Below are 16294 nucleotides of genomic sequence, written 5' to 3'. Positions count from 1 at the left end.
CTAAATCTCACACTGATACGATAGATCTGATCACATCCAGATCCCTGACCGGATTTTATTATATGCTTTACTCTCTTTGGCTGACCTCACTAAAACGCCAGCTCAGCAACCGTTGTTCCCGCTCCCGTCGCTTACGCCGCGATCGGCACTCTGGAAATCAGACCCCGTCTGCCCAGGCACTGGTCTCCCGCAATCTCATTGAGACGCTGGAAGACCGCACGCTGCTGACCGCGTTCACGGTCGTGAATTCGGATGACTCCGGCGCAGGCAGTCTCCGCGATGCAATTGAAGCAGCCAACGCGAATGCCGGCGCGGATACGATTTCGTTTGACGCTGCGCTCGCGGGTGAGACGATTGTGCTCTCGACGGAGCTGCAGATAACTGATGACCTGACGATTACCGGGCTGGGGGCGGATCAACTGACGCTGGATGGGAATGCGGACAGTCGGATTTTTCGTATTGATGATGGGGTCGTTAGCTCGGACATCAATGTTGAAATCAGTGGTCTGACTCTGACGAATGGCTCTGCAGAGAACGGAGGCGCGATTTATAACCTGGAAATGCTTTCGATCGTAGATTCGACTCTGACCGGGAATACGGCCACTCAGTATGGTGGCGGGATTTATTTCAGTCAGGCAGATCAGGTTTCGGTTTCCAATACAACTTTCGAATCGAACTATGCGTTTTCTGGAGGAGCCATTTACAGTATCGAGGGATCCTTAAGCATCGACGAAAGCCATTTTTCCCAGAATCATGCAACCGGAGAATACGGGGGCGCCATCTATTTCAGCGGGGTCTCAGCGCACATCGATCAGAGTCAGTTCATCGAGAATTACTCCGAAGCGAACGGCGGAGCCATCTATGCGTTTAATGGCAATCTGACAGTGACGGCCTCGCAGTTTACTGAGAATGAAGCGAAATCTCTGGGCGGGGGAATTCAACTGATTGTTGCCGATGTGACAATAAATGAGTCCACTTTTTTCAGTAACAAGGCAGGCGCCGGTGGAGCCATTAACATTCTGGGGAAGGGATCACTGGACGTATCCAGTTCGACCTTCACTGAAAATACCGCTCTTTCAGGTGGTGCGATCAACAACAATGGCGCTGATTCGATATCCATTGAAAACAGCACTCTCTCTTATAATCAGGCCAGCCATCAGGGAGGGGCATTATTTACCTTCGTCAATACTGCGGTATCAGTGGTGAATAGTACGATCATCGGAAATGAAGCCACCTATTTCTCAGGAGGCGGGATTTATAGACATGACACATCAGGTTCTTTCCTGCTTCAAAACAGTATCGTGGCGGGTAATACATCGGACCAGTTTTCTGGCAGTTATACAGGATCTAATAACATTATTCAGTCAAGCCTTGACGGGCTGCTGGATCCGGTATTGCGAGACAATGGGGGACCTGCAGAAACGCACGCATTGCTGACCGGAAGTGCGGCCATTGATGCCGGCAATAATTCGGCTGTCCTGACAGCCGGATTAACGCAAGATCAACGAGGTTTTGTCTTCAAACGAATCTATGGAGATTTCGTTGATATCGGTGCTTATGAATTTCAGCCTTTAGAACTTGTAGTTGATACGGCAGACGACCTGGATGACGGTGATTATTCAGCCGGTCATTTATCACTGCGGGAAGCGATTAAGCTGTCAAATACCTATTTGACTGCTGACACGATCACGTTTGCGTCTGCTCTCGCTGGTCAGACAATCGCTTTAAACAGTGAGTTGTTGATTTCGGACAATATCACCATCATCGGCCTGGGAGCGGATCAACTCACGATCAGCGGCAATAATACAAACCGTATTTTTAATCTTGATGATGGAGATTCTGAAACCAGGATTACGGTGGAAATGAGCGGCCTGACTCTGACAAACGGATTCGCAGACAGTGGCGGGGCAATTCTCAATTATGAAAACCTCACAATCACCGACAGCACAATATCTAAAAACCAGGCAGCGATGAATATCTTTAATGGAGGCGGGGGTATTTATAGTGCCGCAGGCTCCCTGACTGTTATGGGATCTATATTCACTGAAAATTCAGCGTTTAACGGCGGTGGGATCTATGCTTTGGAAACGCTGCTGACGGTCTCAGGCAGCACCTTTTCAAATAATAGCGCCGATCGAGGAGGCGGAATCTTTTTCGATGCACCTTATTCAAATTACACTTTCACTGCAAATGTGACGAACAGTACCTTTTCAGAAAATGTGACCGATGGCAATGGGGCCGGAATCTTATTTGATTTCGGACAGGCGTTTGTAGACCATTGCACCTTTACCGGCAATATTTCGGACCGGTCAGGCGGAGGCATAGGCAACCTCTGGACTGAATTAACAGTTCAGAATAGTTCCTTCGATCATAACTCTGCGAGACTGTATGGTGCCGGAATCGCCAATGGCAGTTTTTTCGATTTTGAATGTGGAGGTGATCTCCTGATCCTCAACTGCACGTTATGGGAAAATCAGGCAACCAATTGTGGCGGTGGCTTTTTCACGAATTGTGGTAACGTCGACATCGTCAACACAACAATTTCCGGGAACAGTGCAAAAACCAGCGGTGCCATCTACACGCTCAATATGGGACCTGGGGCAGTTGTCATTAACAACAGTACGATTACGGGAAATTCAGCGACTTATTTAGGTGGTATCAGTGGCACCTGGGTTTCGGTTACGATCAAGAACAGTATCATCGCAGGAAATCCGACTGAAGATGGCCGACCGCAAAATTTATCCCTGCGAAGTGACACCAACAACATTATCCAGGACAGCATCGAAGGCTTGCTGGACCCGGTGTTGAGAGACAATGGTGGCCCTACGAAAACACATGCATTATTACCTCTTAGCGCTGCAATTAATGCCGGTGACAATTCCGCAGCTACAAACGTGGGGCTCATTCATGATCAACGAGGAACCGGTTTCCCAAGAATATTTGATGGGATTGTTGACATCGGTGCTTTCGAATCAGAGTCCTTACATTTTCTCGTTGACTCAGCCACGGATACCGACGACGGCAACTATTCTGCCGGCAACTTGTCTTTGCGGGAAGCGATCAAGCTGTCAAATGAATCTCCCACCACGGATATCATCGCCTTTGATGCCAGTCTCTTTGATCAGACGCTCATGATTTACAATGAGCTGGTGGTTACCGATGACGTCACCATCATCGGCCACGGGGCCGCACACCTGACTCTCAGCAGCGACGGGACCCGCCGTCTCTTTCGGATTGATGACGGGGATGCTGAGACTTCCATCAGTGTAGAGTTGAGCGATTTCACACTGACCAACGGGTTCGCCAACTACTCAAGTGGAGGCGCCATTCACAGTCTGGAAACATTGTCCATTTCCGATGTCGTGTTTGCAGACAATCAGGCCAGCGTTTTAAATGGTCCGCTTTACAGCGGCAGCTACGGCGGGGCCATCTACAGTGCCGGTGATCTGACAGTGACGAACAGCACTTTTGTCCGCAACAGCGCAGACTGGTATGGCGGCGCCATTTACAGTACCGAGGGTTTACTGTCGATCACGGGATGTGATTTTACAGAAAATCAAACGTCCTATGCGGGAGGAGCGATCGTTGCTCAAAATGGTGACCTGACTGTTTCTGCCAGCACGTTTACAGAAAACAGCAGTGATACCTTAGGCGGGGGGATATTCATCAATGAGGGGGTCTTAACTGTCGGTGAAACTGACTTCACACAAAACAGTTCGAGTACAGGCGGTGCAATTTATCATCAGATTTCATCGACGTTTCCTCCTGTCTTTACGGAATTGAGCATTGCGGACTGTACCTTCCAGGGTAATACGACCACCTCCGCCGGTGGAGCCGTGTATTTTTCGTCGGGGCTCTCTCTGTATCGTTCCTATTACACTGCTTTCATTGAAGACAGTCACTTCTCGGAGAACAGTGCGAGTTTTGGAGGGGCGCTCTATTTAAGGGCTTATAATTTACTGCTGACCGGGTCTACCTTCTTCAATAATTCGGCAAGCTTATACGGAGGAGCCATCAGCGATTATTCTGATAACCTGACGATCCAGAACAGCCTGTTCGAAAAGAATTCCGCGAAGTCCTGGGGAGGCGGGATTTATTCTCAGGGATCCCTGGTGCTGCAAAACAGCACCCTCTCCGGAAATACTGCTCTCGTGGTCGGCGGTGGCATCGCCTTTGATCATTTGAGTTATGACTGGGAGATCATTAATTCCACTTTGACTGGAAACGCCGCCTCCAGGATCGGGGGCGGTATCTATGCGTTTCCCGGTCTGTATGGGACGATCACCAATTCGATTGTTGCCGGGAATACGGCTGCTTCGACCCCGCAAGTTATATACCATGTCAAAAAAACAAACAGCATCGTCCAGGACAGCGTGGCAGGTTTGCTCGATCCCGTTTTGAGAGACAATGGTGGCGTTACAAAAACACATGCGCTTCTACCAGGAAGTGCAGCCATCAACGGCGGCAACAATAGTGCTCTGGATGACACGAACCCGTTGATCATCAATCGCAGAGCCATCACGGAGGACCAGCGCGGTGCCGGATTTGAACGCATCGCAGGTGAGACCATCGATATCGGTGCCTTCGAAGTTCAACACACGTTCGCCCAGATTGAGTTGCGGATGGTCGACGAAAAGACGACCACTCAAAGTAATGGAGAGCAAACCACTCTTCCGGACAACCTGACCTGGATCGATGAATGGAGCGGTTACTGGCTCGAAATCTGGATCAGCACACCCACTGCGAATGATCTGGGAGTGTTGTCTGCAGCTATGAACCTGAGTTACAACACCACAATCACCACAGCAACGGCGATCGAATATGGGGCTGCTTTTACGGTCCATCAGACTGGGACGATCAATGACCTTGCCGGGGTCATTGAAAATCTGTCTGCCGAAACCAGTCTGACCGATGTGGGAGATGATCAACGAGTACTGTTTGCCCGCATCCGGTTTGAATCGACGGCCAGCGATGGCATCGATCTCGATCTGACAGGTCAGCTCATGATTCCAAAAAGTCCTGAGTTCACGGTTCACCAGACCGAGGTCCAGCTGGTGGGCAGCATCGCCACGCAAGAGGTACATGGCCCCGCGCCCGAAACGCTGGTCTTCGCGAATCCTTATGATCTCAACGATGACGACAAGATCAACTACCGTGACCTGATCCAACTGGTCAGAGTCTATGGGGTGACTCCCAGTGAGGCAAATTCCGACTATGCCTGGTTCGCCGACTATGACCAGAATGATCGAGTTAATTATCGAGATCTGATTCTACTTGTGAACAACTACGGCAAGAGTAAAGCCAGACAATCTAACGTCAATTATTCTCAAGGTTTCCCCGATACCTGGAACAGACATTTAACAGTCGAGCCCACGCTGTTACCACAGTTGAATGCCCGGCCCGTCGAACAGGCATCAGCGGAGACCACATTGAACAGCGTCGTTGAGTCTCTCGATCCGCAGCTGACACCAGCAGAAAATGAAAAACTGGCGCAGGTCGATATCGAGATCGTTGATCTTCCTGAGGGCGTGTTAAGCAATACTGTCCAAGGTACAATCTATATCGACGTCAATGCCGCCGGCTATGGCTGGTTTGTGGATAACACCCCCGACGACAATAGTGAATTCTATGCTACAGGGCCTTATACTCTGGTTTCAGCGCCTTTTGGAAACATGAATGCTCTCGGGAAGATCGATCTCAGGACCGTGATCCTGCATGAACTGGGACACCTGCTGGGCTACGAACACGCTGACGATGGCGTCATGCAGGAGAGTCTGGTCCCCGGCGAACGACGTCTGGCGGACTGGGAATCTGAGGCCGATGCGTTCTTTGCTGACCTGACTGCAGACCAGGAATTCACCGCGTTTTAAAGCTCAGCTTTGATCAACACAGGTAGATTCGGGCTGTCATATATAATCCATATTCGCTTACCAGGCGCGTATGCGTTAGAATCGGGTTTCGAACGAGTAGAGAAGTTCGATCACCGTCTGCGTTCAGGAGGCTGAATTTGAATTCGCTGCGCCGTATCCATTCCATGATTGCTTTTCTGTTAACGCTACTGTTGAGCAGTGTCGCTGCTGCAGAACGCCCCAACATTCTGTTGATCCTTGTGGATGACTTGAAGCCCGCGCTCGGCTGTTACGGCGATCCGGTCGCCCGCACACCCAACATTGATTCCCTTGCGGCACGCGGGATGCGTTTTGATCTGGCCTACTGCAATCAGGCGGTCTGCGCACCGTCGCGGTTCACGTTGATGCTCGGCTCACATTCGACATCAACCGGTTTATACGGGCTCGGCAGTCAGTTGCGACAGATCGTTCCCGACGCCGTCACGCTGCCGCAATACTTCGCAAAGCACGGCGGCTACCGGACTGAATCGCTGGGCAAAGTCTTTCACATCGGGCACGGCAATCACGGCGATCCCGCGTCATTCAGTGTGCCTCACTTCCACGATAAGGTGATCGAATACCTCGACCCCGCCAGCACACAAGGGGGGAAACTCACGCGGGAAGAAGCCTACTTCACCAATCAGCAACTCGACCGCATCAAGTCGCTGCCTCGCGGCGCCGCCTATGAATCGCCCGATGTGGCCGACATCAAATATGCCGACGGACGCGTGGCCGCGGAAACCATGCAGAGGCTCAAAGCCGCACAGCAACGCCGCCAGCAAGAGGGAACGCCGTTTTTCATCGTCGCCGGTTTCGCGCGACCGCATCTGCCCTTCAGCGCGCCGAAGAAGTACTGGGATCTTTACGATCCGGCACAACTGCCGCTGCCGCAGTTTGAAGAACTTCCGGCAAACGCACCCCCGGTCGCCGGCAAGCGCGGCGGGGAGATCACCAATTACAGCCCTGTACCAGTCGAACGGAACGCGCAGTTCAGCGAAGAACTCAAACGCAAGCTGATTCACGGCTATTACGCCAGCACGAGTTTCGTCGACGCCCAGATCGGCAAAGTCCTCCGCGAACTGGATCAGCTCAAGCTGACGGACGACACCATAGTCCTTTTATGGGGCGATCACGGTTTCCATCTGGGCGACCTGGGCATCTGGACCAAGCACACGAATTACGAGCAGGCCAACCGCATCCCACTACTCATCGCGGCTCCCGGCGTCACGCTGCCCGGCTCATCGACAAAGCAGCCTGCGGAAAGCGTCGACCTGTTTCCCACCTTGGCCGAACTCGCGGGTCTGCCTGCTCCCGAAGTGCCTCAACCCAGCGACGGCGTCAGCCTGGTTCCTGTTCTGAAGAACCCGGCCGCGCGAGTGCGCGACCATGCATACCACGCTTATCCCAAACAGAAACTGGGCCGCGCCATCCGCACGGAGCGTTTTCGCCTGGTCGAATGGCGCGCCTATAACAACCCGACAGCACCCGCCGTCTACGAGCTCTACGACTACCAGACCGACCCCCAGGAAACAAAAAATCTGGCAGCCGACCATCCGGATATCGTCAAAATTCTGAAACAAAAACTGGCAAACTACCCCGAGCCCCGCCCGCGGAATGCGAACCCTGGGAAAAAGAAAACAGGGCTTTAAGGCAAGCACTACCTGTTTCACTTGCCAAACTCGTGGCCAGATATATTGAGGAGTGGGATTTATTGTATGCTGTTATCCCCGTTCTTCCTCTACACGATCAGCCACAATTTTCAATTCCTCAGCTACTCCGAGCTTTTCAGGCCAGTATCGGAGATATTCTTGATCTATTTCAGATCCTTGAACCAAGAGAATACTTGCACAGTTACGTAAATGCTTGTCAGAACCACCTCTCTGGAAGAATATCAGTTTCTTCAGGATGACATTTTCAGGTGAAGCAAACAGGGAGTTAAAAAATCCTTGACTTGAGATGCGTCGCCCCTGACTGGTATCCAGCCGACCAAACTCTGTATCAATGGTTAAAGTGAGATCAGCTTGAAATCCAGAAGGAAGATATATGATATTAAACTGTTTCCTTGCTGCAATCGCCTCGTGGGCAGCATCGTGAGAGACATAATAATCTGGCGGAGAAAACTGATGACAAAGCAGATCGATCTTGCTTTCAGTTAAAAATCAACGAGTATGTCGACATCATTAGACTGTGTCCCGTTTTACTGTCGCGTCTCCAGGGCCATTTGGACCGAGTATACTAGATTGTGAGACGCTATGATTAAATGTGATGCGCTCTAGTAAAAGGAGGTTCGCCATAGATAATACTGGCGATGGAACCAACGATCCTGTAGGGAACAGATTCTCTTTCCAGAAAAACGACCACTGACTGCATCAGCTCATTAGGTTTGAACTCATTCATAGAGCGATCTGATGTCTCGATGACACATGCGTCTGGCGATTTCCCGGTTGAGTCTTTCTTCACTCCATTCCGGTTGTTGCTGAGTGAGTGTTCCCTGCAGCATAACACGTGCTGTTTCCTACATACCGGCAGCGATCAACAATCGTTGTTGCGGAGTCTGTTTTCTGAGTGCATCCACCTGAATGGGGTCGATAACCTCTACGACCGGTGGCCTGATACTCATGTTGATTGCTCTCCTGATTTTCAAGAAACAAAGGAAGATACATATTGCCGGAAATTATAGTAGCCCAGTCTGGTCCTGTGATTAATAAGCTAACCCAAAACGAATCATTCTGATAGGAAACCTCAAACGATCTGGTTACTACTACCTGACTGCTGCGGAGTACTGGAATGTCAATCCGGAGGTGCAGGAGCCGTTGAGTGCGCAGCGTTGCGGTGCGTTTATTCTAAATAATACCTCAGCGCAAACAAAAACCCCGATGCGGTGACAAGTTCACTACATCGGGGTTTAAAAGTGGCGGGGACAGGATTCGAACCTGCGACCTCGAGGTTATGAGCCTCGCGAGCTACCGGGCTGCTCCACCCCGCGCTATGGGTCCATAAATGGACTGATTAAGAGCAGTTTCAGATACAAATAACGCCTGTGTGAGACACTATTTAGATGTTTAAAAGCCCTAAATACAGTAAGCGAATATCGTTACCGTACGGGGGCATTATAGACAGGTCCCTCGCTGGCGTCGAGGAACTTTGTCTAAATTCCCATAATTCCCTGCGAAGATTGTTGAATCAGCCGTCAATCTTTCGCTAATAGGGATCACCAGTCGCCTGAGTGGCTCTCGTGCTATTATACACGCTCTAAACGGACATTGAGACGCTTTGGTCAGCCTGGTTTTCGCCGCTTTACTCGTATTCCCACTTCAAAACCCAGGGATCTTTGGTTTTTTCCTGCCAGGCCTTCAGTTTCTCCTGCATTTTAGTCAGGGTCTCCTGGTGTTCCGGCTCGAACGCCAGATTCTTCGATTCATGCGGGTCAACTTTCAAATCATACAATTCGTGCCGGGGTCGGTGCAGGTACGAATAAACGGTCCGCTGTCCATACATCTTGTCACCCCGTTTCAATACGCCCTGCCAGGTGGGTGACCGATATAAATCGGAGGCGAACGGGTAGGGGAGTTCATGGGCAATGTTGAAGATGTACTTGTAGTTGCCGCTCAGGATCACACGCATCGGATAATACATGGTGATCTCGTGAAATGTGTGTGAGGCGTAACTTTCATCAAATTCGGGAGCATGTTCTTTGCCGAGGATCTCCAGGAACGAACGTCCGTGGAATGTGTAAGGCACCGGCTTGCCTTTGCCTTCCACGCGCTTGCCGTTGTTTACGACCGTTTGCAGTTTGGGAACTTTCTTCGGTGTGACATCGCAGTAATCCAGAATTGTCGGTGTCAGGTCAGCCCAGGTGACCAGGGCATCGGTGACAATTCCCTGATTTTTGACGGTCGGATCGCGGACGATCAAAGGCAGGTTCATACCCGGCTGATACAGGTTGGTCTTCGCTCCCGGGAACGGAGGGCCATTATCGCTGAGGAACATGACCAGCGTGTCTTCCCAGTGACCGGTTTCTTTGAGTGTGTTGATCAGTGAAACGACGCCCTGGTCGAGACGCGAAATCGCCTGATAGTATTCCGCCAGCTCTTCCTTGACTTCCTGATGATCAGGCAGCCAGGCGGGAACCTGGATCTGTTCGGGCTTGTATTTGACAGGCGTGACACCGGGGTAGCGATCGGGGTTGTCATTAAAATTGGCATAACCATCGGGGCCGCCACCACGATGCGGGTCGTTGCTGCAGTAGTACAGAAAGAAGGGTCGGTCGTCGTCTTCGGTGATGAACTCTTTGGCGTTGGCGGCCATCACTACGGAGTTGCGGTTCCCCTGGATCCCTTTGTTACGGTACTCCTGAAACTGATAGACATATTCGGGAGCCACGTGATACTTGCCGATCGAGCAGGTGCGGTAGCCGGCTTCTTCCAGAATAATGGGGAGCGACTTCACCGTGGCGTAGGTGCTGAAGTGATTGTAACTGTGGGCGTGACCGTAATGGCCGGTGGCGTGATTATACAGGCCGGTCAAAATAACGGAACGACTGGCAGAACAGCTGGCGGTGGTGCAGTGCGCGCGGGAGAAACGGGTTCCCGATTCCGCCAGCATGTCGATGCCCGGCGTTTTGATGACTTTATTTCCGTAGCAGCCTGCCTGAAAACCCTGGTCATCGACCACGATCATGATGACGTTTTTCTGCTTTGGCGCGGCGGAGACAGATTCAACAGATACGAACAACAACAGCAGGCTGAGGATTCCAAACAGACATCGATTCATGGTGTGACTTTCTCACTGGAGTAAAAGGCGGGAATCAATTGCAGGACAGTCGTCATAATCTCAATTTCATTCTAATCGTCATAGCAGGCAATCGCAAATCGACATCCGGGAAAGCAGGGGACTTTACGGGAAAGGGACGAAATCAGGGGGGACTGGCTTGAAGTGGGCTGAATTCCTTTCGATAATTAAGAAAATCCTGACGAGTACCGTCCTTCCCGGCGCTGCAATCGATGGTGTGTGCGGGAAGTCTTCCGACCGATATCAGAATGAAAGCAATGACTATGACTACCATGAAACATGTCGCGACGATGCTGGCTGTTTTGCTGGCTGTTTCTGCCCTCAATGTTGCCGCCGCAGAAGAAAGCAAACTCAATCAACCTCCCGAAGGCTACAAGGCGCTGTTCAACGGCAAAGACCTGAATGGCTGGAAAGGGCTGGTCGGCAATCCTAAAACCCGGGCGAAGATGAGCCCCGAAGAGTTGGCTGAAGCACAGAAAAAAGCCGACGACGAAATGAAAGAACACTGGAACGTCGTGGATGGCGTGATTGTATTTGACGGCAAAGGAATGAGCCTGTGTACCGCCAAAGACTACGGCAATTTCGATATGCTGGTCGACTGGAAGATCAAAAAAGATGGCGACAGCGGCATCTATCTGCGTGGTTCACCACAGGTTCAGATCTGGGATCCGGCTGTGAAAGCGGCGAACGGCGTCGGTTCGGGCGGACTCTACAATAACAAGGAAAACCCCGATAAACCGCTGGTGAACGCCGACAATCCCGTCGGCGAATGGAACACGTTCCGCATCAAAATGGTGGGCGACAAAGTCAGTGTCTGGCTGAACGGGAAACTGGTCACCGATAATGTCACGCTGGAAAATTACTGGGAACACGATAAGCCGATCTACGAAACCGGGCAGATCGAATTGCAGAATCATGGCAACACACTTTATTTCCGGAATGTGTTTATCAAAGAACTTGATTAGCGACATTCGTGTGAATACCGGCTAAAATGAAAGCACAGGGAGTCCGCTCTCTGTGCTTTCTGTTTTTAACTCAACCCCCCTGAATTCGAAATCTCACCCCATGCTTTCACACGATGCTCCCCTGGATGACCCGACGGCGCTGGCCCGCTTTGGCAAACTGGATGTTGTCACGCGGCTGGTGGTCGAAGGTTTTATGATGGGGCAGCATAAGAGTCCGTTCAAAGGTGCGAGCGTCGAATTTGTAGAGCATCGGCAATATTATCCGGGCGACGAAATCCGCCACATCGACTGGCGGGCTTACGGGAAGACCGGAAAGTATTACGTCAAAGAATTCGAAGAAGAGACGAACCTGCGCTGTTATCTGCTGCTCGACTGTTCGGGCAGCATGGCCTACGCCGGCAAAACGCTGAGTAAGATTGACTATGCACGTCAGCTTGCTGCAGCACTCGGCTACCTGTTACTGCGTCAGCGGGACGCCGTCGGTCTGATTACCTTCGACAGCAAACGCCGCGATTATATTCAGCCGTCCGCCAATCCTAAAAACTTCGGGCAGATGCTGGATATTCTCGATCAGGCACGGCCGCGCAACGAAACCGCGATTTCGACCGTGCTGCGTGAAGTGCAACCGCTGATCAAACGCCGCAGTCTGGTCGTATTGATTTCGGATTGTTTCGACGAGCCCGAGGCGCTGACGACCACCCTGAAGCAGTTGCGGCATGATCGTCATGAAGTGCTGCTGTTCCAGGTGGTGACGCCGGAAGAAGAAGAGTTCCCGTTCAGTAAGCCGACGCAGTTTCGCAGTCTGGAGCGTCGCGGCGATCACAAACTGGTTGATCCGCATCAGTTACGAGCCCGTTATCTGGAGCAGTATCAGGAATTCTGTGCGACGCTGGCCCGGCAGTGTGGATCAGTGAACGTGGATTACCTGAAATTTCGTACGACGGACGCGTATCATTTAGCCCTTGGTGCTTTTCTGAATCAACGCACACGCCCCGGACGAAAGTGATAGAGCAAACTCATGTCAGGTGAAAAAATTCCGATCAACCGGACTCTGGTAGGCATTATCTCTCTGGTCTGCCTGGGGATTGCCGCCTATCTGTTCTGGTTGGCGGCCCCGGATCAGTTTGCTCAGCAGGATGTGGCCACCGGTGCTTTTATGCGGGTGGGACTGTTGATGTTTGCCCTCTGGCTGGCGCTGCCGACCAGAAACCGCGATGCCGCCTGGGCGAACGTGTCCCCGTGGGTCTTCGTGGTGATCATCATGGCGGTTGTGGGCGTCGCTGTCCGCCCTAAAATTGTAGTGCCGCTGCTGATCGTGATGGCCGTGTTCGGCTTTGTGCTCAGACCGCGCAACAAAAAACGCTCGCGGCGTTGACCGGAGCGTTCTTCTGTTTTGTGTCGATTACTGCGGGCTCTGTGCGCGGCTCACGGGTTGTACTTTGAGATCACGCGGCAGCTGCCGTGGTATCTGATTTCCGGTTTGTGAGATGACATCAATCGGCTTGGGTGGCACGAAGCGGCTGGGTTCAGCTCCGTTTTGGGCAGCCGCTGCGGCTTCCCGCTGTTTGGCATCGATGTAGACGCGGGCAGCGACTTTCAGCAGTTGCGGACGGCGAACCGGCAGCACTCCTTCCAGTTGACCGGCAATCCGTTCGACCCAGCCGGGCTGTCGTTCCATGGCCAGTGACATCATATGCATAAAGATTGAGACTTCTTTGAAGTTGCGGTCCAGGATCGCATTGCTGACCGGAGCCAGGATCTTGGCCGCCATCTCCACCGTCTGTGAAGGGAAGGAGACGTACATGGATACCTGATGCGAGATGGAATCGATCTTCTTGTCTTCGCCAGGGAAATATTCAGTCTGCAGATGCAGCAGGGCTTTGGCCGAGATTGGCTTGGCCAGCAGCGGACTTTTATAGACGCCCGAGCAGAGTACAAGCGTTTCTTTTGGTGTCTGGTGAATCACTTCGAGCGTTCCCACAGTGCCATCGCCGGCATCCACTTCATAGGAATAAGGGCCGGTCTGCCACATCTGGAACTCAGACAGTTTCATTTCGCGCCAGATACTCACCACTACATCAGGGTGTGCAATGAAAAAGGCATACGCCGAATGATTAACGTCGAGATGAATTTTAGGCAAAACGCGAAACATGCTGAGATCTTTCAACACGTGTTCGGCATTCGTACGGTTAGCTTGCGGCATTTGATCCAGCGGAATCTGTGAGAGACATTCTTTTCTCGCTGAGCGGGACGAAGAACCTTTAGTGAGTAAGGTAATCAGTTCATCTTCATCAGGAATGCGGATTTCCTGATCGACCTGCTGATGCTTCTGCTGGAATTCAGTCAGCTGCCGATCATCGTCTTTTAAAAGATATTGATCGGCAGCCGACTTCGTCAGGGCCGGGCTCTGGCCATCGCGTTCGTTAGATTGGGGTTGTTGTGCAGATACAGAGGTGACAGGAACCGCTACGCTACCTGTGACAGCGATCACCAGAATCGTCATTTTCTGAATGAATTTTGTCATGCTCATCTTCGTCATGTGAGAACCTGTTTCTTTCCGCGTTCAACTTGTGTTGTCTGGTTTTGTGCCCGACTCTGTGTTGTCATCAGTTCGGAGCTGCATTCACTGCAGGTGCCAGCGCCGGGCCGGACTCCTTGAGTGCAGGCTCCAGACCCGTTTCATCAGGAAACGGATCAGGGGGCACAAAAATGGAAGGTTCAGGAAGAGGTACCAGGTCGTCCACAGACTCGCCATCATAAGACTGCTGGCTGCTGTAGTCGGTCATCGGAGTATCGCTGATATAGTGTTGTGGCCGACAGTCATTGCAGCATTTACACCACCAGCGGTTGAAGCGCGACTGACACCAGTCTGGCTTGCCGATACGCGTCAGGTCCCAGGTGGGACGATAGAAGCGGTCTGCATAAAGCTGTGTGTCGCTGATGTCATCGATCAGGTTATAGTACGCATTGCTGGCCTTGAAACACTGGCAGCCCGAGCATACTATCAGCGGCTGAATCATGACTATGCAGACAAAAGCTGCGCGCATTTTCAGTTTCCTCCCCCAGTTGAATGTGACCATCCTGTGTCACAATAGTACCAATCATGGCTCGCATCATCGGTCGTACAATCGCCTGTACCTAAGGATGATCGGCTAACGTTGAAGAGAAACTTTATCGATTATTCCGAATGACACGGTTATCCCGGCGATGGAGGCGTTCCCCATACTTAACCCCTGAAAACAGGGAGTGATGTGTAAAAGTCTGCAGAGAATTTCGTGTCTGAGAGGCTCAGATTCACGGAATATCCCTTGCGATACGAAGGGTTCTTGCGATCCGGGATTGAGACTGTGATACTGGTAGTGAAGATAACGCCACGTCAGTTTTCAGGAGACTCTCATGCTGTCAATTACAAAATCGCTGCTGCTCATTTCTATTATGACAACGTTTCTGACTATTGAAATCGCGGCAGGAGAAGAAGCGGAACGGGGGGCTGCCTGGGAGTGTCATATAATAGACCAGTCGTCCCGCGGGGCAGACGGCGTGAAGCTGTTCGACGCAGACAGAGACGGACTGCTCGATATTACGACCGGCTGGGAAGAAGGAGGCATCACCCGCATCTATCGTAATCCAGGTCCTGCCCAGGTAAAATCTGCCTGGCCTCTTGTGACCATTGGGAACACACCGCAAGTGGAAGACGCCGCCTGGATTGATCTGGAACGACTGAATGTGAGAAAGGCGGTTGTCAGTTGTTGCGAGGGTAAAACGCGTGCCATTTATGTGCACTGGCCTCCTGTTGTGAAACCGTTTGAAAATCCCTGGAAGCAGGAAGTGCTGCCCGCATCGAAGGATCGGATGATGTGGATGTTCGCCGTTCCCGCGAAAATTGGCCTCGATTCGCGTGGCGGAGAGGAACTGGTCGCCGCCGGCAAAGGACCGGGGGCAGAGATCGGCTGGTTTTTGCCGACTGCGGATCCCCGCGATCTGTCTAAGTATAAGTGGATCACCCTTTCACAGGCCGGCTGGATCATGTCATTGTTTGCGGTCGACATGGATGGGGATGGAGATCAGGATCTGCTGACAACAGATCGTAAAGGAAAACTGCGTGGCTGTCGCTGGCTGGAGAATCCGGGCCCCCCCATTGCGATCATGGGGAAGCAATGGAAGAATCACTGGGTCGGCGGTCAGGGTCGGGAAGTGATGTTCGCGGATCTGGCCGACCTGGATCAGGATGGTCTGCAGGACATTCTGGTTGTTACACGCGCACCGGATGAAGTGCTCTGGTTTCGTAGATTGGATGCGAGCGGTCAGAAATGGGAAAAACAGGTCATTCCTTATCCGGATCATACCGGCGGCGGAAAAGGAGTCGCGGCAGGTGATTTGAACGGGGATGGCCTGCTGGATCTGGTACTGAGTTGCGAACATGCGGAGCCACCTAAATCAGGTGTGGTCTGGATGCGCGGTACCCGCAAGGGGGATCAGTTCCACTGGGAGCCACAGGAAATCAGTGGTCCTCGCGGCATTAAATACGATCGCATTGAGCTGCTCGATCTGGATGCGGACGGCGATCTGGATGTGCTCTCCTGTGAAGAGCGGGATCAGAAGAAGGGACTGGGTGTGTTCTGGTATGAGAACCCGTTGAAGTAGCGCAGT

Annotated in this window: 9 protein-coding genes and 1 tRNA gene; 6 read left to right on the top strand and 4 right to left on the bottom strand. The window is 51.9% G+C overall.

Annotated features, from left to right (window positions below):
* The first annotated feature begins 62 nt into the window (after positions 1–62).
* Entirely contained in the window at positions 63–5870 is a 5808-nt protein-coding gene (locus Pan161_RS28040; RefSeq protein WP_145232030.1) for a right-handed parallel beta-helix repeat-containing protein, read from the top strand.
* A 164-nt stretch (positions 5871–6034) separates the two neighbouring features.
* A complete protein-coding gene (locus tag Pan161_RS28035) occupies positions 6035–7537 on the top strand; it encodes a sulfatase (RefSeq protein ID WP_145232950.1) in 1503 nt (500 codons plus the stop codon).
* 1263 nt (positions 7538–8800) lie between these two features.
* On the opposite strand, the gene Pan161_RS28030 is transcribed toward Pan161_RS28035, so the two are convergent.
* Together Pan161_RS28030 and Pan161_RS28025 are read right to left on the bottom strand one after the other, a co-directional pair.
* Positions 8801–8874, bottom strand: a tRNA-Met gene (locus Pan161_RS28030).
* 311 nt (positions 8875–9185) lie between these two features.
* Positions 9186–10661: a sulfatase family protein gene (locus Pan161_RS28025; protein WP_145232029.1), complete on the bottom strand. Its 1476-nt coding sequence runs from the start codon at positions 10659–10661 to the stop codon at positions 9186–9188.
* Positions 10662–10936: 275 nt separating this feature from the next.
* Between Pan161_RS28025 and Pan161_RS28020 the strand changes: the two genes are divergently transcribed.
* From Pan161_RS28020 to Pan161_RS28010, 3 genes are all read left to right on the top strand, one after another.
* Entirely contained in the window at positions 10937–11644 is a 708-nt protein-coding gene (locus tag Pan161_RS28020) for a 3-keto-disaccharide hydrolase (RefSeq protein WP_145232028.1), read from the top strand.
* A 100-nt stretch (positions 11645–11744) separates the two neighbouring features.
* Complete coding sequence (locus Pan161_RS28015) at positions 11745–12650, top strand: DUF58 domain-containing protein (RefSeq protein ID WP_145232027.1); 906 nt, start codon at positions 11745–11747, stop codon at positions 12648–12650.
* Positions 12651–12662: 12 nt separating this feature from the next.
* The gene (locus Pan161_RS28010; protein ID WP_145232026.1) at positions 12663–13019 is read left to right on the top strand and encodes a hypothetical protein; all 357 of its coding nucleotides are present in this window, start codon (positions 12663–12665) and stop codon (positions 13017–13019) included.
* Positions 13020–13046: 27 nt separating this feature from the next.
* Here the strand turns inward: Pan161_RS28010 and Pan161_RS28005 are convergent, their stop codons facing one another.
* Both Pan161_RS28005 and Pan161_RS28000 read right to left on the bottom strand, forming a co-directional pair.
* Positions 13047–14168, bottom strand: a complete 1122-nt coding sequence (locus Pan161_RS28005) for a hypothetical protein (protein WP_145232025.1) — start codon at positions 14166–14168, stop codon at positions 13047–13049.
* Between the two features lie 82 nt (positions 14169–14250).
* Positions 14251–14691, bottom strand: a complete 441-nt coding sequence (locus Pan161_RS28000) for a hypothetical protein (RefSeq protein ID WP_145232024.1) — start codon at positions 14689–14691, stop codon at positions 14251–14253.
* A 349-nt stretch (positions 14692–15040) separates the two neighbouring features.
* Here Pan161_RS28000 and Pan161_RS27995 point away from each other — a divergent pair, with 349 nt between their 5' ends.
* Entirely contained in the window at positions 15041–16288 is a 1248-nt protein-coding gene (locus Pan161_RS27995; RefSeq protein WP_145232023.1) for an FG-GAP repeat domain-containing protein, read from the top strand.
* Positions 16289–16294: the final 6 nt, after the last annotated feature.

Source organism: Gimesia algae, assembly GCF_007746795.1.
Lineage (GTDB): Bacteria > Planctomycetota > Planctomycetia > Planctomycetales > Planctomycetaceae > Gimesia > Gimesia algae.
This window is presented reverse-complemented; position numbering and strand designations above follow the sequence as displayed.